Below are 19,339 nucleotides of genomic sequence, written 5' to 3' on the forward strand. Positions count from 1 at the left end.
TATTATGAGCGACTCTATAATTTTAGGTATCGAGTCATCTTGCGATGACACTTCAGCAGCTATTATCAAAGGAAATTCTATTCTTTCAAACATTGCAGCCAATCAGGAAATCCACAAAGAATATGGTGGTGTAGTTCCCGAGCTGGCTTCCCGTGCACATCAGCAGAATATCATTCCCGTTGTTGAAAAATCTATACTCAAAGCAAATATACAACAAAATGCAATCTCTGCCATAGGCTTTACGAGAGGTCCCGGACTTTTGGGCTCTCTGCTTGTAGGAACGTCTTTTGCCAAGTCGCTCGCCATGAGTTTAGATGTTCCGTTAATAGAAGTAAATCACCTACAGGCGCATATTTTAGCGCATTTCATTGACGATGCAAATCCTGTGCCGCCCAAATTTCCGTTTTTGTGTCTTACCGTTAGTGGCGGTCATACCATGATCGTTCTTGTAAAGGACTATTTCGATATGGAAATCATTGGAAAAACAACCGATGATGCAGCAGGTGAAGCTTTTGATAAAATCGGAAAAATTTTCGATTTGGATTATCCTGCAGGTCCAATTATCGACCGTTTAGCAAAAGAAGGAAATCCTGATGCATTTAAATTCAATAAACCCAAATTAGAGAATTACGATTATTCTTTCAGCGGAATTAAAACTTCGGTTCTTTACTTCATTCAAAAAGAAGTGAAGAAAAATCCTGATTTTATTAAAGAAAACATAAATGATCTGTGCGCTTCGGTACAGAAATGCATCATTGAAATTTTGATGAATAAGCTGGAAAAAGCAGCTAAAGATTTAGATATTAAAGAAGTTGCGATCGCGGGTGGAGTTTCTGCCAATTCAGCTTTAAGAAAAGTAATGCAGGATAATCACGAAAAACTAGGTTGGAATATTTATATTCCTAAATTTGAATATACCACCGATAACGCAGCAATGATTGCAATGGTTGCTCAATTGAAATTTGAAAGAGGCGAATTTACAGATTTAAGAACTACAGCAACCTCAAAATACGATTTGTAGTTTTTTCTACCGCAAAAGATGCAAAAGAAATTTTTGAAATAAAGAATATAAAAGTTTACAAAAAGTATAATTTTTAATCATGATTTTGTCAGCTTTGAAACACTAAGATAAACATCAAATCTTTTGTCTCTTTTGCGGTAAAAAATTTTAAAATATATTATTCGATGAAAATATTATTAGAAGAAAAAATACTCGGCACACAATCTAAAAAGAATTCAAAATATTATTGGGTTTTGGAAACGGTTACCGGAAAAAATGAAGTAAAAGAACAGACTGAAGAAGATGATTATCTAATGGTAAGTTCAGAAACAGGATTCATCCAAAATATAAAAGAAGAAATTATTGAGAAAATTAATGCTGAAAATGTTTTCAATTTTGACTTTGAACCAAAAGAAGGAGATTACTTATCCATCAAAAATAATTTAAGAAAAAAGGAATATTTAAATCTAATTTTCATGAATAATGCTTGGATTGAGGAAATCTATATGTGTTCATATCGTGATTGTGAAGGAGATATTTATACAACAATAAAAACCGGAGTGGCATTTATAAGCGAGAATGAGATATTTTTCTAAAAAATTTTACATCATTTTTACTTTATTAAAATAAGCCAGATTCTAAATATTCCATTTTATGAAACTTTTTTTTGGAGAAATCAATAACGGAAAAGCAATTATTAATGATGAAGAGCAACAGCACATCGTAAAAGTTCTTCGCATGAAAAATGGAGAAGAAATTTTTGTGACTGACGGGAAAGGAAATCTCGCTTCCGGAACATTAATTATTGAAGGAAAAAAAGCAGGAATTGACATTACCGAAATTAAAACTGAAACTCCAGACTTTAATCCGAAACTTCATATTGCGATTGCACCGACAAAAAATATTGACCGAATCGAATTTTTCGTGGAAAAAGCTGTAGAAATGGGAATTTCTGAAATCACCATTCTTCAGACTGAAAAAACGGAGCGTAAGAATATCAACATTGATAAAATCAAAAAACAGGCAATTGCAGCTTCAAAACAAAGTCTGAGATTTCATTTTCCGGTTATTAACGATTTAATTAAAATTCAGGATTTTTTGAAAAACATTGATTCTGAAACTACTTTTGTAGCGCACTGTAATGAAAATTTAGAACGAATTAATTTAAATAAAATTCCACAGCTTGAAAATTATACTTTTCTGATTGGTCCGGAAGGAGATTTTTCAGATAAAGAAATTTTATTTTTAGCAGAAAAAGGAATTAAGGCTGTTTCTCTGGGAAATCAACGATTAAGAACTGAAACTGCGGGGGTTTTTGTAGCTGCCTGGAATTATAATAAAATGATGGTTTAAATTCATTCAATAATATCTTCCGTGTAGGAAGTACGAATTAATTTATTATTTTTCCATTGGTAAGTTGACCAAAATTCACCCACACTCGAGACCCTGTAATATGATTTTATTTCTTTGATTTTGGGATCAAAAATCGGACTATAAATATCGTCGAACTTTTTTTCCTGAATAAATTTTCCTTTTTTATTAATCCATACATTTAATTTAAACCAGTTCATTCCTACTTCTTTGGATATCGTAAGATCATTGATGCCATCAAAATTCACGTCCTCAAACTTAAAATCCAGCTCTTCCACATTCTTAAATTCCCAATCTGAAACTGCATCAAGATTTTGTATTTTTTTATGTTGATAAACTTTCAGTTTGTAATAGTCAACTCTTCCTTCTTTTATTGTATAAAAAATTTCGGCAGAAATATCTTTATCTTTAATAATCTGAGAGTATTTTCCATCTTTGGGTTCTTCATTTGGAATACTTTCCTGTTTAAGATTTTCAATTTTAGAACTGTCAATGTTTACAGCGACAGAATCAATAGCTACAACCGTTGAATCTTTTTTCGATATAGAATTTTTATTTTTCTGCGAACAAGAAAAAATCAAAAGTAAAGCAAATATGAAGATAATACTTTTCATCAGTTAAAAACTAACATTATTATCTTTCAAATATTTTTCAAAAATCTGATCACCGCTTCGCATCGAATTTACTGCCCAGCGAATTTTCATTTTTAAAAGTTTTTCTTCGTTAAGCTTATAATCAATATGTGATTTAATCAGCTTTTGCTTCAGTTCATACATACAGATTGAAGCTGCAACAGAAACATTAAAACTTCTCGTAAAGCCGTACATCGGAATTGCCAGAGTTTCATCTGCAAAATCTAAAATTTCTTTAGAAACCCCTTCCATTTCGGTTCCGAAAACCAAAGCAATTGGTGCTGTAATTTCATATTCAGGCAGAAATTTTGCATTTTTTTCTAGGGAAACAGCCACCATTTTATAACCTCTGTCTTTTATTTGTTGAAAAGATTCCATGTTTCTGGGAAGTTTTTCTACTTCAACCCATGTGTCTGCGCCTTTTGTAACCCTTAAATTAGGTTCAAAACTATATTCTTCCTGCAAAGCCACTACTTTATGAAAACCACACGCTTCTACGGAACGCACAATTGCCGCAGCGTTTCTGAACTGATAAATATCTTCAATCACGGGAAGGATAAAATCTGAGCTTTCAGGGGCGAAATGTTCTATTTTTCTTAATCTTTCCTCCGTTAAAAACTGCTGCAAATACTGGTAAGTTTTCTCTAAATCTTTCATCTTCTTTCAAATCTTTGCAAATTAACGTAATTTTGAAATTCTAAGAAAAATTTACATGAAAAGAAAAGTCCTGTTGATTTATACCGGTGGAACAATTGGTATGGAAAAAGATTATGAAACCGGCAGTCTGCGTGCGTTTGATTTTGGAAATATTTTTGAAAAAATGCCCGAAATGAAACTCATGGAATGTGAAGTTTTTGTACATCCTTTTGCAAAACCTCTGGATTCATCAGATATGGGACCTGAGGAATGGCGAATGATTGCCAATCTGATTTTCGACAATTATAAAAAATACGACGGATTTCTGATTCTTCATGGAACAGACACGATGTCTTACACCGCTTCTGCATTAAGTTTTATGCTAAAAGGTCTGACAAAACCCGTTATCTTAACAGGTTCACAACTTCCGATCGGAGATTTAAGAACAGATGCGAAAGAAAATCTTCTCACAAGTTTGTATTACGCAAGTCTTTACGAATTCAATGAAGCCATTATTCAGGAGGTTGCCATTTATTTTGAGTATAAATTATTGCGTGGAAACCGTACTTTAAAATATTCTGCGGAATATTTTGATGCGTATTCAAGTCCGAATTATCCTATTCTTGGACAATCTGGAGTTCATTTGAAAATTGAAAAAGATAATTTGTTCAGACCAGATCCGAGAATTGAGTTTCATGTAGATAAGCATATTTCTGATGACGTTTTATTCTGGAGAATTTTTCCGGGAATGAAGCTGAATCATTTTCAGGAAATCCCTAAAATGAAAGTTCTGATTTTACAGGTTTTCGGTTCAGGAACAATTTTCAGCAGCGAAAAAACATTGGAAACTTTACAGCAAATCAGAAACAACGGAACCGAAATCGTCGTTGTAAGCCAGTGTATTTCAGGTGGGATTTCATTTGGAAAATATGAGAACAGCAATATTTTCTCAAGAATAGGCGCAATCAGCGGAAGAGATATGACTGCAGAAGCGGCTATAACAAAAGCAATGCATTTAATCGACAATCCTAATTACCAAGGAAGTTTTGCAGACAATTTCTCATGGAACCTATGTGGTGAAATAAGTCAGTAATTCTGTATGAATAATTTGGAATTTCGGTAAAATAGCTTATTTTTGCAGTCTTCAAAACATAGAGAGGTGTCCGAGTGGTTGAAGGAGCTACCCTGGAAAGGTAGTATGCGGGTAACTGTATCGAGGGTTCGAATCCCTTCCTCTCTGCAAAAGCGTTGATTTTCAACGCTTTTTTTATTTCAAGCATTAAAGTTCATTAATATATTATAAATCGGTTGTTCAATATTTTCAGAGATTATAAAGAATCATCATTTATAAAAAATAAAATCCAGATCAATGAATCTGGATTTTTGTTTGAAATACATTTATAAAATGTACTTCGACAATATAATGAAGTATGAATGTTTGGTGTCTTTATGACTGGCTTATTTTATAGCCCCGATTGCAGCGATTGTCTGAGCTCATTTTCAAGGTTTCAGTGGCGCGGCTTCGCCGCGCCGAAAAAAAGAAAAAATAGCGAGTGCGGAAAGCGGGAATTAGCTCCTAAAAAAATTAATTGCAAATGGTAAGGAAAGTATGGTTTCGCATATGAACTTTCATCATCGCTTCCGAACGCAGTTCGCTGTAAATGCTTTGCTGAAAAGCTTCAACACCTTTCAGCTTATGATCGATAAAATCTGCAATTCTCACGACAGAAAAATAGAAATTCCGATATAGAGAAATATCTACCGTATTTCCAAGAAGTGGAAGAAAAGCTTTTAAAAATGGTAGCTTTTTCTGATGCAAATCGTAATCCGGGCAGTAACCTGTTTTTTCTTTCGCTGTGATAATTTCGTAATCGTTGATGTAATCTAAAATAGTTTCATTTTCTTTCATCGAAATGCCATTCTTCTGAAAATAATGATGGATTCTGTCTAAAATATGTTGAGCATACTCCATCATCGTAATGTTTTTCAGTTCAGAGACATTATTGATACCTGTTTTGAAATTTTTGGCGTTGATATGATCCATATTAAATGAAATTCCAAAATTTTCATGATACGGAAAGAAACAGTTTTTTATTTCAATAACTGCATCTGCCTGCAATCTGTCTTCTGAAAAATTGTAGCACAAATAAGGTTTGTACATTTCTTTTAAATACAGCAAAAAATCAGTTTCGGACGTATTGTGATCGTCTTCAAACCATTTTTCAAGATTGTTATAATATTGCTTTTCGAATTCTCTGAAACTTAAATAAAACGGGATTTCCATAGCTGTTCATATTTTATACGGCAAAGCTATTGTTGTAAAGCGTCAAAACTTGACGTGTTTTATTTTGGTGAAAATATTTTAGGATCTTTAACCGCAAAAGAGACAAAAGATTTATTCTGGAAAAAGTTATTCAAAAGCCGACAAAACAAATAACAATTTGTATATCTGATATTTATCAAACTAGGATTTTAACCACGAGGAGCACTAAAAATTGCACAAGGAACACAATAGTTGTGAGCTTTTTGAATAACCATAGTGTACATTGTGGTAAAAAATCAAGCAGCATTTTAATTATAGCATATTGTGTACAATCAGAATTAATAAATAAAAGCTATACATTCTGTAAACTTTTGGTTTATTTTTTTCAAAGGTTCTTTGCTTCTTTTGCGGTAAAATACCTTTAAATTTTAATCGTCATTTTTTAATAATTAAAAAAGTCCGGCTCTGAAAACATAGCCGGACCCAACGATTGAAATAATGATATATGAATAAAAAACTAATTTACTTCCAGCCTCCTCCAAGACTTTTGTAAATATCCACAACTGTACTTAGCTGTTTTTCTTTAGCTTCGATGAGTTCCATTTTTGCATCTAATGCATCTCTCTGATTTAATAAAACTTCAAGATAATCTGCTCGTGAATTTTTAAAAAGCTGATTCGCAATGTCAATCGACTGGTCTAAAGCCTGTGTTTCCTGGGATTTCAATTGATAATACTGATCAATATTTTTCACTTTCGACATCAGATTTGAAATATCCAAATACGCATTCAGAATGGTTTTGTCATATTCATACAAAGCCTGAATCTGCTTTGCATCTGCAGTCTGGAAATTGGCTTTAATCGCACTTTTATTAATCAGCGGCCCTGCCAATTCGCCCACCAAATTGTAAGCAATTGATTCCGGCATTTTAACTAAATAAGATGGTTTGAAAGCTTCCAATCCTAAAGTTGCAGAAATTTCCAAGGTTGGATAAAACTCTTTTCTTGCCGCTTCAACATCTAATTTTGCAGCTTTTAATTCTAATTCAGCCTGCTTAATATCAGGACGGTTTGCCAGTAATTGTGACGGAATCCCTGTATAAACCGTTTGCGGAATAGTAGACATAAAACTTTCCTTCGTTCTTACTATCGGTTGTGGATAACGACCACAAAGTGCATTGATCTGATTTTCCTTTTCGGTAATCTGCTGACGAATCGTATATTCGGTAGCTTTTGATTTTGCCAGTTCGGCTTCAAACTTTTTAACCGCCAATTCGGTTGCAGCAGCAGCCTGCTTTTGAATTTTTGAAATTTCTAACGCTCTCGTTTGCAGTTCAATGTACTGTTGAATAATATCCAGCTGATTATCGAGTGCCAATAATTCGTAATAATTATCGGCAACTTCTTCGATAAGATTAGAAAGCACAAAATTCTTTCCTTCCACTGTTGACAGATAATGTGCTACGGCAGCATCTTTTTCATTTCTGAGTTTTTTCCAGATGTCGATTTCCCAGTTTGCCATCAAACCACCTTCGAAATTTCCAAGTGGATCGGGCATTTCTTTTCCGGGCTCTATTTCTGTTGTCGCATCTCCCGCTCCTTCACTCGTGTAACGACCTGCTTTTTTTACGCCTGCTCCTAATCCTGCACTTACGGTTGGGGAAAGTTTTCCTTTTTTAGCAACAATTCCACTTTTGGCAATTTCAATTTCCTGAAGGGTAATCATTAATTCCTGATTGTTTTTCAGGGAGGTTTCAATTAAGCTTACCAGATTTGGATCGGTAAAAAACTGCCTCCAAGGCGTTGTTCCGCTGCTATTATTAGCATCCTGCTGTTCGTTCTGAACGAAATTTTCAGGAATATTTTCTTTTACTTCATCTTTTATCACTGTTGCCATCGGAGCTTTACAACTTGCGAGAACAAGTGATACGGCAATTGCGGCAATATATTTATTATAAATCTTCATGCTTATCATCGTGTTGGTAAGGTTCTGTTTGTTCTGTTAAAGGATTTTCTTCTTCATATTTTGCCAGTCTGGATTTCTCAGCGATGGTTCCGAAAATGTAATATAATCCGGGAATAATCATTAACCCGAAAATGGTTCCGATTAGCATTCCTCCTGCTGCTGCGGTCCCGATCGTTCTGTTTCCTATTGCCCCAGGTCCGGTGGCCATTACTAACGGAATTAATCCTGCAATAAATGCAAATGAGGTCATCAGAATCGGTCTGAAACGAATCGCAGCTCCTTCAATCGCAGCTTTTGCCACAGGAATTCCTTCTTCTGCTTTTTTCTGCACGGCAAATTCCACAATCAATACGGCATTCTTCCCTAAAAGTCCAATGAGCATCACCATGGCAACCTGTGCATAAATATTGTTTTCCAGGCCTAATAATTTCAGACATAAAAATGCTCCGAAAATACCTGTAGGAAGCGATAAAATTACCGGCAACGGAAGAATGAAACTTTCATACTGCGCCGAAAGAATCAGATATACAAATCCTAAGCACACTAAGAAAATAAATATCGCTTCGTTTCCACGGCTTACTTCATCTTTGGAAATCCCTGCCCAGTCGATCCCAAAACCTCTTGGCAATGTTTTGTCGGCTACCTCTTTAATGGCGGCAATGGCCTGCCCGGAACTGTAACCCGGCGCAGGAGTTCCGCTTACCTCGGCAGAATTGTACATATTATGCCTTGTGATTTCAGAAAGTCCGTATACTTTTTCAAGATGCATAAAATCTGAATACGGAACCATTTGATCTTTATCATTTTTCACATATAATTTCAGCAAATCACTTGGTAAAGCACGATATTGTGGTCCCGCCTGAACAATAACTTTATACGGTCTGTCGAAACGGATGAAACTCGTCTCGTAATTTGAACCAATCAAGGTAGAAAGGTTATCCATTGCTTTTTCGATGCTTACGCCTTTCTGTTCGGCCAAATCGTTATCAATTTTAAGCATATACTGAGGGAAACTCGCTGAATAGAAGGTAAATGCAGAACCTAATTCAGGACGTTTTTTGAGTTCAGCCACAAAATCATTGCTCACTTTTTCCATCTTCTGATAATCGCCACTTCCTGCTTTATCTAAAAGCCGGAGCTCAAAACCACCTGCGGCACCATATCCAGGAATGGAAGGTGGCTGAAAGAACTCAATATTTGCACCCGGAATATTTTTGGCTTTTTCTTCGAGTTGTTCAATAATTTCGGCGGCAGATTCCGAGCGTTCTTCCCAGCTTTTAAGGTTAATCAAACACGTTCCTGAGTTTGAACCCGTTCCTTCAGTCAAAATTTCATAACCTGCTAATGAAGAAACAGACTGCACGCCATCAATATCTTCAGATTCTTTTAAAAGCTCCCTGGCAATCTGGTTGGTTCTTTCTAGAGTAGAACCCGGTGGTGTCTGAATAATGGCATAAATCATCCCCTGATCTTCTGCCGGAATAAAGCCGGATGGAAGTGAATTACTCAGGAAAAATGTACAGGCACAGAATGCCAATAACAACGGAAGAGTTATAGACTTTTTCTTCACGGTTTTGTTCAGCATTTTCTCGTATTTCCCGGCTCCTTTGTTAAATAAGCCGTTAAATTTATCTAAGAAAATCGTAATCGGCGTTCTTTTTTTAGCTTTTCCGTGGTTATTTTTTAAGATTAAAGCACATAAAGCCGGAGTCAATGTTAATGCAACAACACCCGAAAGAATAATTGCCGAAGCCATGGTAATTGAAAACTGGCGGTAAAAAACCCCTACAGGTCCCGACATAAATGCAATCGGAATAAATACAGATGCCATTACCAAAGTAATTGCGATGATGGCACCGCTGATTTCATGCATTGCTTCTTCTGTTGCCTTTAACGGAGATAAATGCTTTTCTTCCATTTTGGCGTGAACTGCTTCGATCACCACAATCGCATCATCGACCACGACTCCAATCGCCATTACCAAAGCAAAAAGCGAAATCATATTTAAAGTAATGCCAAATGCTGACATGACGGCGAAAGTACCAATCAGGGAAACCGGAACCGCAATGGCCGGAATCAATGTTGAACGCCAGTCACCCAAGAACAGAAATACTACAATGGCCACCAAAACAAATGCCTCGAATAAAGTGTGAATTACTTTTTCCATTGATGCATCCAGGAATCTTGAAACATCATAACTGATGTCATAATGCATTCCTTTAGGAAAAGTGGTTTTCTCAAGGTCTTTCATTAAGGCTTTTACGTTTTTGATTACGTCACTGGCATTCGAACCATAAGATTGCTTAACTGTAATCGCTGCAGAGGGTTTTCCGTTTAACGTTGAATAAATATCATACATAGATGAACCGAACTCAATATCAGCAACGTCTTTCAGTCTTACAAATTCTCCTGCCGACTTCGCTTTAAGAATAATATTTCCGTAGTCTTTTTCATTATTAAAACGTCCCGGATATTTCAGAATATATTCAAATGACTGGGAACGCTTTCCAGAACTTTCTCCGGTTTTTCCCGGCGAAGCTTCCAAACTCTGCTCATTCAAAGCTTCCATTACTTCATCAGCTGAAATATTGTAGGCTGTTAAGCGGTCAGGTTTTAACCAAATACGCATTGCATATTCTCTGGTTCCCAGAATATCGGCAAAACCTACTCCGCTTACTCTTCTTAATTCAGACATTACATTGATGTCTGCATAGTTGAAAAGGAATTTCTGGTCAGCTTTCGGATCGTCACTATACAGGTTAATGTACATCAACATGTTCGGTTCTTCACGGGTAATTTTTACCCCTTCACGCACAACTAATGGCGGAAGCTTGTTTACGGCTGAAGAAACACGGTTTTGTACATTTACTGCGGCTACATTCGGGTCTGTTCCCAAGTCGAAAACCACCTGAATAGATGTTTCACCATCGTTTCCGGCATCGGAAGTCATATATTTCATTCCCGGAACACCATTTAAGGCTCTTTCTAAAGGAATAACCACTGATTTTACGAGCAATTCGTTATTCGCTCCCGGATATTCTGCCGTGATATTTACTTTAGGTGGAGAAATCGAAGGAAACTGAGTAACCGGAAGTTTTACCAAGGATAAAACTCCCATAAATACGATAATCAAAGAGATTACAATCGACAGAACGGGTCTGCGGATGAATTTTTTAAACATAAGAATGTTGGATGTTAGATGATGGATGTTTGCTAAATCAATTACCAATCATCGATTATCATTTATTTTTATTCTGCTTTTAATTTTAAAGACTGAAGAACTTTCTTCGGATCCTGAAATTTAACCTTCACTTTCTGGTCGTCTTTCACTTTCTGAACACCTTCTAACAAGATTTTTTCATTATCTGAGAGTCCTGAAGAAACGACATATAGATCGGGAAGTTCATAAGCAACTTTAATATTCTTAGATTTTGCAACTCCATTTTTATCAATTACAAAAACATATTTCTGGTCCTGAATTTCGTAAGTTGCTTTTTGAGGAATAATCAAAGCATTTTTTAATGGTAAAGTCATACGTACTTTTCCGGTTTCACCGTTTCTCAAGAGTTTTTCAGGATTGGGAAACTTCGCTCTGAAAGCAATATTTCCCGTTTCATTATCAAACTGGCCTTCGATGGTCTGTATCTGCCCTGTTTGATTAAACAATTCTCCATTTGCCATTACCAGATTCACATTTTGGTTTCCTCGGTCGGAAACATTTTTCTGATAATTCAGATATTCAGGTTCGGAAACATTAAAATAACTATAAATATCCGTATTGTCTGAAAGCGTTGTTAAAAGATCTCCCTCATCAACTAAGCTCCCCAATTTCAAAGGAATTCTGTCTATTACTCCAGAAAAAGGAGCTTTAATATCGGTAAAAGAAAGGTGAATTTGAGCTAATCTCATTTCTGCGTTGGCTGCATCCAGTTTAGCTTTTGCCATTAATCTTTCATTCTTTGAAACAATATTATTGTCGGATAATGTACTTGCATTTCTCAGCTCAATGGAAGCCTGTTCTACTTCAGCTTTAGCTTTTAATAATTCTGCCTGATAAACCTGAGGCATAATTCTGAATAAAGTCTGCCCTGCTTTTACATACTGACCTTCGTCAACATATATTTTTTCAAGGAAACCTTTTTCCTGAGCACGAACTTCAATATTTTTTACAGACTGAATCTGGGCGACGAAATCTTTATTAATAATCGTATCCATTTTCACGGGAGATGTTACCGGATACACTGAATCTTCCTGTTTTTCTTCGTGTTTGTTGTTACAGCTAGACAACAACAGCAATGTGCCGAGAGCGACCAAAGATGCTACTCTTTTCATAAGTATATTTGTTTGTATTAAAATTGCCCTATGAAATCGTTTTATTAATTGGTTTAATTACCAACTAACATGATCTCATACTATTTGAGGGATAAATCGTAAATGATAAATTTGAATTACAGAGGTGTTTGAACACACGGAATTATTCTATCTTAGAGCTAAGACAAAATATAATTTGAATCGAAAAAATTTTAAATTCTGATTGACCGAATAAAAATGAACCTTTTTACAGAAAGAATATCTGTAATAAAATGGTGGGTATTTAGCTTAAATCTTTTTCGGTATTTTAAACCAAATAAATAAATCAGACCGAAAACACTCGCAAAAACAAGTATAGCCTTCGAAGCATCGGAGATCTGAAAATTACCTTCATCCAATTCCAAAGAAGCAGCATCTACACTATCAACCTGCTGCTGAATCGAAATTTTTTCTAAAATCTGATTGAGTCTGTTGATTCTTTTCGGAAGATTTTGGGATGAATGACTTACATAGTCATTTCGCAATGTATTTGTATTAAGCCTGCTTTCTACTACAAATAGCAGAAATAAAGCAGTAAGGAAATAAATAATTGCGTTTTTCATTTGAAGCCACAAATGTAAGCCGAGATTTATTAAACTTAAAATCAATTAACAAAATTTAACTGTAATTTAAATTAGCTAAAAGTAATCGGATGCATTTATATTAAAAAAAATTAAACCAAAAAAGCTATATACGGTACAAAATTTGCTTACAATAGACAAACTACAAATAAATAGGGTGGAAAATAAATTAATTAAGTTATTTTATCAAAATTTAACATTTATTACTAAAAATATACGTAATTTTGAAATCAATATCAAACACCACTTTCATGAATTTTCAAAAAAACAATTATTATGAAAAAAGCAGTAGCTATATTATTTTCGGGTCTTTGTATCCTTTCAGTAACAGCATGTAAACATTCTGCAAAAGATCCTGATCTGAACGCAGCAAATACCCCAACTTCTACCACCAATAATGACGAAATTGTAAAGGAAACCATAACAGACCGTCATGGCGATCAGATGGAAATTATTACCAATAAGACTAAGAATAGCGTGGTTGTACGCCTGAACGGACAATCATATGAACTTCATAAAAATTTTGAAAATCCAGGGTTTTCTACTGTTGACAACAAATATCAATATACCGAAACCAAATCTGAAGTAACTTTTCTGAAAAAAGATGTAGATATGGTTTTATTTCATGGAAAAAGAGATCAAGCCAATACAAAACTGGCTTCACAATAAAAATTAAAAGACGCTTTTTAAGCGTCTTTTTTATGAAATCTATCAATTGATATTTCTTCGTGTAAGGGAATATTATTTTCAATGTAATCGAATAAAGATTTTGAAAAGTAGCAGCCATTTAATATTCCTCGTGCTCCCAAACCGTTGAAAACAAACAAATTTCTGTATTCCGGATGTCTTCCTATAATAGGTCTGCGATCTTTAACAGTTGGCCTAAAACCAAAATATATTTCTTTAATATCAAAATTGCAAGGATAAAATTCCGACAAGCCTTTTTGCAGCTGATCCACAGCAGAATCATCGATTTCATGGTGCATCTGTTCCCGATCATATGTTCCTCCATAAAAATGAAGTCCATTTTCAAGAGGGAACAAGAAATGCTTCTTCTTAATAGTGATATTCTGCGGAATTGATTCGGAAAGTTTTACTCTGATATGATGCCCTTTATTGGGATTCACTTCAATATGGGAAAAGAAAGGGTTTTCTTTCACACCCATTCCTTCACAGAACAAAATATTTTTAAAATGAAAATCTTTATATGTTGAACTGGAAGTATTAATTTCTGAATAAATTAACTTTTCTTCTACCAAGTTACCGTTAGCTTCTAAAAAACTCAATATTCCACTAAAAAAACCTTTAACATCAAGCCGAGCCGACTGATTAACCTTTCCGGTGAGAAAGTCGTTTTTTACTGTATTTAAATGATCAAAATTTTTGTCTAAAAAGTATTTCAAGTCTTCATTTTCCGATTTTTTTAACCAAAGCTTTTGTTCATTTTCATCATGGAAAATTCTGTGAATAGGTGAATCTATAAAATAACTTTCGCCCGTGTAAGTTTCTATTTCCTTTAAAGATTTTTTTAGAAAATTTATTTGTTCCTGGGCTTTCCAGAATGTGGTAAATTTCTTCAATACGACAGGATTGATAATTCCGGCAGAAATCTGAGAAGCGCTTTTCTTCTGTTCTGAAAATACAACAAAAGATTTGTTATTTAAAATTAGCTGATGTGCAAAAAACAATGCTGCATAACCATCACCAACGATAATGTAATCGATATTTTTCATAATAAAAAAACCTGAGTAAAAGTACTCAGGTTTTTTATAAATATCAAGTGAAATTTAGTAATTCCACATATCATTCTCCATTTGAAGAATCTGTTCTTTGATTCTTTGGCTTTCAGCCAATTGCTCTTCAGCATTTCTAGGAACATAGTCTTTAATCGTACCATCACCAAGCCCGCTTGTAGACTTATAGATAACAGAAGAGAATCTTCTTGCATTAATGATATCATCAAAAGATAAATCCGCTGAAGAATTTGCTCTATTGAATACATAATTATTTGCTAAAATATCTCGTGCTTTTGGATAATATACCCAAAACAAATCAACTAATTCGTCAGCACCAGCCAAAGGTTGCCCGTCTGGACCTATTCTTCCTATTGAAGTTGGATCTGGCCCCATTGCAGCAATCCCCAAAGGTCTGTATTTCATTTGACCATCTCTTTTGTCTATGAACCACATTCCCATAATCTTTAGAACTTTTACTTTATCAGTAGTCGTTCTGATCAAATCTACATACTGCTTTTTTTCAGCTTCTGTAGGAGTTCTTCCAGAATTAATAATTTCAATTAATTCATCATCAACTCTTTCGCTCTCTAATTTCTTTTTTATAGCTTCAGGAGTAGACTTAGTAGAGAAGTTTTCATCCTCATAAACTTCATCAATTTCTCCATTCAGAGCTGCATCTAATAAAATTTGATATAAAGATCTTGTTGTTTTAGATAATAACCCATTTGGATTATCATAGTAGAATGGTTGATTAATCTTATCGTTAAGATCAATAACTTCCCATACCATCATACTTTTTAAGATGTCTTTTTCATCAACAAAGCCATACTCTAAAGGAGTTACTTTATTACTAATAACAGTATCTCCTACCTTTTTCATATTTTCAGCTCTCATCTGTCGGAACTCTTCCGGAGAAGAAGCATTTAGAATAGACTGAGAAAATGCAAACCCAGAAGCTAATATTAAAAGACTGCTAATATATTTTTTCATAATATGAATTTACAAATTAATGTTATTGAACATTGATAATAACTGGTGATATTTCTTTCAATCGTTGGTTACCAAGTCCAGTAGCTGTAGCTTGGATATCATAAATCTGAACAACATCACCTGGACGAAGATTTTTAATCAATCCTTCAGCAGAAGATAAAGAGTTACCTTGTATCATAGTACCAGCTCTTCCCGGAAGTTTCAAAATAAAACTGTTTACAGTAAATGATACTGGGAAATCAAAATCAGGTAACGCAGCAGCAACAACTTGATTCGGAATAGAACTAACCGGCATAAAATTGACAGCCTTACCTCTAATTTGACCTTGTGGTCTTGGAACTCCTTTAATTCTATATTCAAATACCTGAGATACAGTTTTTCCAGTAGGATCTGTACCTGACAAAGTTAATTTCACAACATTTCCTGTAGATGGAATAACATCCCATTTACCTTTACCAGTATTTTTAACAACAGCACCTGCAGCAGATAGAGATAATTTAGAGTTATCAGCACCAAGAATAGATCCAGTTACCGGGTTTTCTAATCCTCTATACATTACATTCATCTTATCAGCAGAAAGCAATAATCCTTGCTCAAGTTTTACCTGTTGAGGACCAGCGATTACATTATATGTATGCGTGAACGGGAATTGCTGAGCTTTTCCAGTAGCATCTGTTAATGTGATTACACCACCAATCTTTTTCTCTCCAAGACCTCCGGTATTCAAAGGAAGGTAACCTTTACCATTTTCCTGTCTGCTTACTCCGCTAATGCTAATCTTGCTACTGTTTGAATAGTTTCCTAACATTACAACTGCTTCAGCTTTTTTACCAGCCTGAACATCTGTAGGTGCAGAAACGATCGCTTCATAACTTGTAAACTTGATGCTTGCATCAACTTTTTCCTGAAGCATCAACGCCAATGCATCTGACTGTACGTTTCTTGCATCATTCTGAATAATCTCTAAATTAGAAATAGCAGCGATAAGTGGTTGGTGATAGAATTTATTCTGAAACCACGTTTTACCGTTCGGAGATTTTCCGTTTGCATATTCTGCACTTAGAGAAGCATTTGCTCTGTCTACTAATTTTTGTAGCTGTGGATTTTTTCCGAAAGTAGTGTTGATATAATTTCTTACATCATCCATTTTCTTTTTCAGTTCCGTAGCATTCGCAGAAGGTGTGTTTTCGTCACCTTCTTTGAAGAAATATTCAGTAGTAGCTTCGTTATTGTTTAAAGCAGAGAAATTCTCGCTGATATCCATATCTTTTCCGGTTTTCGGATCTTTATCATGGAAGTCTGAATTTTTCTTAACAGCATCTTTACTATCCTGAGCATATTTTACCAGGACATTAATTTTCTCTCTAAGCACTTTATACTGTTCCCATGGTTCAGCATAAGTATCCGGTACCTGCTGAGCTTTCGCTTCGAGAGTCTTTTCGAAAATATCTTCGTTCTTCTGCTCTGTTAATAGTCTGGTTGCATTTAATGATCTTGTAGAATCATAATACGATCTAATAATTTCAACATCAATATTTAGGGCCATCATCGCGATGAACACCAAATACATAAGGTTGATCATCTTCTGACGTGGGGTCTGTTTTCCTTTTGCCATTCTCTTTTCTTTAGTTTTTGTTTAAATTAATGGTTAAGGATTATGACTTCATAGCAGTTAACATACCACCGTAAACTCTGTTTAAGCTGTTTAAGTTAGTTGTTAAACCTTGTAATTCTTGATTAAACTTCTCAGATTGTTCTGCAGACTTTTGCATATCTTCAACATATTTCTTTGCAAAATCAGATTGCTTCTGACCGTTTTCCAGCTGCATTGCATAAAGAGCATTCATACTTTCCATGTGCTGAGCAGCTTTATTTAATTGCTCATTGTATTTGTGAGTAGAAGCAGAAACGTCAACAGTTTGGTTGATCTGATCTACAGAACCTGAAAATTTATCAATTCCTGTTCTTAATCTTTCAAATAACTGAACGTCTAATTTTGCATCTTGAAGCATTTTATCTAATTTATTAGAAAGAGAATTTTCTAATTCCGCAAATTGATTGGCGTTGTTTTTAGCAATATTTGAGTGAAGTGGATTCGGGTTTGCATGTTTGTCCAACAATTCAGGGTAAACATTTTCCCAAGCATAAGACTCTTCGTTTTTCGGAGGGTCGAAAGCAAAGATGATGAAGATAATTGCCTCAGTAATAAGCCCTACTGTAAGAGCGATGTTACCATTAATTGGTCCCAGAGTAATGTGAGTAATTTTAAGCCAAGCTCCAAGAATTACAATTGCAGCACCGAATGAATAAAAGAAATTCATCCAAGCATCTTTAGTCTTAAACATATAAGTTAGTTTTTTTTAAGTTTTAAAATAATTGATAATAAAATAATTTGAGCAATATTATCTGTTAATTCTTTTCGCTTTAACAGCAGCTTCAGGAATATCTTGTACGGTTCTGAAACCAATATAACTTCTAGCAGAGTCTTTATATTCCCAGTCTCTTGCTCCTGTCATCAACATATAACCAACATCTTTCCAAGAACCTCCTCTTACAGATTTCTTAGTATCTGTTTTAGATTTTGTAGAAGGATTTAAAGTAGAAGAGAATGTGTAAGAAGAATTATCATATCCTGAAATTGTCCATTCAGATACGTTTCCTGCCATATCAAATAATCCGAAAGAATTCTTTTTGAATTTCTTCACCGGAGCAGTGTAAGTATAAGTTCCTTTTTTCTCGTCTTCCATATAGCTACCTCTTTTTGGTTTGAAGTTAGCCAAGTAACAACCTCTGTCATCCATTAAATAAGGACCACCCCAAGGATAAGTAGCATTTTGCTTACCTCCTCTTGCTGCATATTCCCATTCCATTTCATTTGGTAAACGGAATACTAAAGGTCTTTGTTTTTTTCTTTTTAAGCTTTCGTTATAATCAGATTTTAATTTAGATCTGAAGTTACAGTAAGCTCTTGCCTGATCCCAGGTTACTCCTACTACAGGATAATCTTTATAAGCCTTATGCCAGAAATATTGTTCGAATAACGGCTCATTATAAGTAAAGTGGAAGTCATTTACCCAAACTGTTGTATCAGGATAAATTGCAATACTTTCGCTTCTAAGGAAGTTTACCCCTCTTTCATTATCAGCAATTGCAGCATCCATATCTCCCCACTTGTAGTTGTATTTTAATTTACTTACGTCAATAAGTCTTTCACTACCAACTCTTGAAGAAGCCGGCAAGTACATAGATTCTAAAACTTCAGCATATTCTACATCAGGATATTTAGACGTATTCCAATGCAATGGAATTTTCCAGTCTAATCTTTTTGTAGCATCATAATCATCTCTACCTCCTGCTCCTTCTAAATATTCCTGATATGGTGTTAAATTTTCTTCTTTTTTAGCAAGATAAGCATAGTCTCCGATGCTTTGTCCTCTACCACGGCCATCACCTCCTTCACCAGCAGCTTCAGCAAGCATAGTTCTGGCGATAGAATCTCTTACATAATTAATGAAAACTCTGTATTCTGCATTTGTAGTTTCAGCTTCATCCATAAAGAAAGGAGCTACAGTTACCGTTTTCAATGGTGCAGTTTCACCAGTATTGGTAAATGATTCATCAGCCATACCTGCAATAAAGGAACCGCCAGGAATTGCCACCATACCATAAGGTCTTTCTGCAACAAATGATTTTGTTTTTTCTCTTGGTATCAATTCTCCTTTTGTTCCCGGTTTACCTACCGAAGAGGCTCCCCCACCTGAACAAGATACCGATGCTACCGACGCAGACAATAATAAAAGAAATATCCTTTTCAT

17 protein-coding genes and 1 tRNA gene are annotated in these 19,339 nt (G+C 34.9%); 6 read left to right on the top strand and 12 right to left on the bottom strand.

Annotation, left to right across the window (positions count from 1 at the left end; translation table 11 throughout):
* Nucleotides 1-4: 4 nt before the first annotated feature.
* The 3 genes from tsaD (at nt 5) to ACR1PN_RS17470 (ending at nt 2,353) form a co-directional block, all read left to right on the top strand.
* Entirely contained in the window at nt 5-1,021 is a 1,017-nt protein-coding gene (gene tsaD / locus ACR1PN_RS17460; RefSeq protein ID WP_433981068.1) for a tRNA (adenosine(37)-N6)-threonylcarbamoyltransferase complex transferase subunit TsaD, read from the top strand.
* Nucleotides 1,022-1,185: 164 nt separating this feature from the next.
* On the top strand, nt 1,186-1,596 hold the full coding sequence (locus ACR1PN_RS17465) for a hypothetical protein (RefSeq protein WP_047480635.1): 411 nt from the start codon (nt 1,186-1,188) through the stop codon (nt 1,594-1,596).
* A 58-nt stretch (nt 1,597-1,654) separates the two neighbouring features.
* A complete protein-coding gene (locus tag ACR1PN_RS17470; protein WP_433981069.1) occupies nt 1,655-2,353 on the top strand; it encodes an RsmE family RNA methyltransferase in 699 nt (232 codons plus the stop codon).
* A gap of 2 nt (nt 2,354-2,355) precedes the next feature.
* On the opposite strand, the gene ACR1PN_RS17475 is transcribed toward ACR1PN_RS17470, so the two are convergent.
* Together ACR1PN_RS17475 and ACR1PN_RS17480 are read right to left on the bottom strand one after the other, a co-directional pair.
* The gene (locus ACR1PN_RS17475; RefSeq protein WP_433981070.1) at nt 2,356-2,985 is read right to left on the bottom strand and encodes an XAC2610-related protein; all 630 of its coding nucleotides are present in this window, start codon (nt 2,983-2,985) and stop codon (nt 2,356-2,358) included.
* Nucleotides 2,986-2,988: 3 nt separating this feature from the next.
* A complete protein-coding gene (locus ACR1PN_RS17480; protein ID WP_378175355.1) occupies nt 2,989-3,660 on the bottom strand; it encodes a TrmH family RNA methyltransferase in 672 nt (223 codons plus the stop codon).
* Nucleotides 3,661-3,715: 55 nt separating this feature from the next.
* Between ACR1PN_RS17480 and ACR1PN_RS17485 the strand changes: the two genes are divergently transcribed.
* Complete coding sequence (locus ACR1PN_RS17485; protein ID WP_433981071.1) at nt 3,716-4,732, top strand: asparaginase; 1,017 nt, start codon at nt 3,716-3,718, stop codon at nt 4,730-4,732.
* Nucleotides 4,733-4,792: 60 nt separating this feature from the next.
* Nucleotides 4,793-4,879, top strand: a tRNA-Ser gene (locus ACR1PN_RS17490).
* A gap of 345 nt (nt 4,880-5,224) precedes the next feature.
* On the opposite strand, the gene ACR1PN_RS17495 is transcribed toward ACR1PN_RS17490, so the two are convergent.
* From ACR1PN_RS17495 to ACR1PN_RS17515, 5 genes are all read right to left on the bottom strand, one after another.
* Nucleotides 5,225-5,923: a hypothetical protein gene (locus tag ACR1PN_RS17495; RefSeq protein WP_433981072.1), complete on the bottom strand. Its 699-nt coding sequence runs from the start codon at nt 5,921-5,923 to the stop codon at nt 5,225-5,227.
* 501 nt (nt 5,924-6,424) lie between these two features.
* On the bottom strand, nt 6,425-7,867 hold the full coding sequence (locus tag ACR1PN_RS17500) for a TolC family protein (protein ID WP_433981073.1): 1,443 nt from the start codon (nt 7,865-7,867) through the stop codon (nt 6,425-6,427).
* On the bottom strand, nt 7,854-11,048 hold the full coding sequence (locus tag ACR1PN_RS17505) for an efflux RND transporter permease subunit (RefSeq protein WP_433981074.1): 3,195 nt from the start codon (nt 11,046-11,048) through the stop codon (nt 7,854-7,856). The genes ACR1PN_RS17500 and ACR1PN_RS17505 overlap by 14 nt, the downstream gene beginning before the upstream one ends.
* 68 nt (nt 11,049-11,116) lie before the next feature.
* Nucleotides 11,117-12,199 (bottom strand): efflux RND transporter periplasmic adaptor subunit, encoded by a 1,083-nt coding sequence (locus tag ACR1PN_RS17510; RefSeq protein ID WP_433981075.1) that lies wholly within the window; start codon nt 12,197-12,199, stop codon nt 11,117-11,119.
* A 191-nt stretch (nt 12,200-12,390) separates the two neighbouring features.
* Entirely contained in the window at nt 12,391-12,780 is a 390-nt protein-coding gene (locus ACR1PN_RS17515) for a hypothetical protein (protein ID WP_433981076.1), read from the bottom strand.
* A 294-nt stretch (nt 12,781-13,074) separates the two neighbouring features.
* On the opposite strand from ACR1PN_RS17515, the gene ACR1PN_RS17520 reads away from it, so the two are divergent.
* Nucleotides 13,075-13,467 carry a hypothetical protein gene (locus ACR1PN_RS17520; RefSeq protein WP_433981077.1) on the top strand — a complete coding sequence of 131 codons (393 nt, stop codon included), beginning with the start codon at nt 13,075-13,077 and terminating at the stop codon, nt 13,465-13,467.
* A 17-nt stretch (nt 13,468-13,484) separates the two neighbouring features.
* On the opposite strand, the gene ACR1PN_RS17525 is transcribed toward ACR1PN_RS17520, so the two are convergent.
* From ACR1PN_RS17525 to gldK, 5 genes are read right to left on the bottom strand one after another with little or no spacing between them, the layout of a single operon-like run.
* A complete protein-coding gene (locus tag ACR1PN_RS17525; RefSeq protein WP_433981078.1) occupies nt 13,485-14,531 on the bottom strand; it encodes an NAD(P)/FAD-dependent oxidoreductase in 1,047 nt (348 codons plus the stop codon).
* Nucleotides 14,532-14,585: 54 nt separating this feature from the next.
* Nucleotides 14,586-15,524, bottom strand: a complete 939-nt coding sequence (gene gldN, locus ACR1PN_RS17530; RefSeq protein WP_433981079.1) for a gliding motility protein GldN — start codon at nt 15,522-15,524, stop codon at nt 14,586-14,588.
* A 22-nt stretch (nt 15,525-15,546) separates the two neighbouring features.
* Entirely contained in the window at nt 15,547-17,139 is a 1,593-nt protein-coding gene (locus ACR1PN_RS17535) for a GldM family protein (protein ID WP_433981080.1), read from the bottom strand.
* 40 nt (nt 17,140-17,179) lie between these two features.
* On the bottom strand, nt 17,180-17,869 hold the full coding sequence (gene gldL, locus ACR1PN_RS17540) for a gliding motility protein GldL (RefSeq protein ID WP_378175412.1): 690 nt from the start codon (nt 17,867-17,869) through the stop codon (nt 17,180-17,182).
* 57 nt (nt 17,870-17,926) lie between these two features.
* Nucleotides 17,927-19,339, bottom strand: a complete 1,413-nt coding sequence (gene gldK, locus ACR1PN_RS17545; protein WP_378175415.1) for a gliding motility lipoprotein GldK — start codon at nt 19,337-19,339, stop codon at nt 17,927-17,929.

It is taken from the genome of Chryseobacterium sp. RLHN22, from assembly GCF_051011795.1.
GTDB classification, from domain to species: Bacteria; Bacteroidota; Bacteroidia; order Flavobacteriales; family Weeksellaceae; genus Chryseobacterium; species Chryseobacterium zhengzhouense.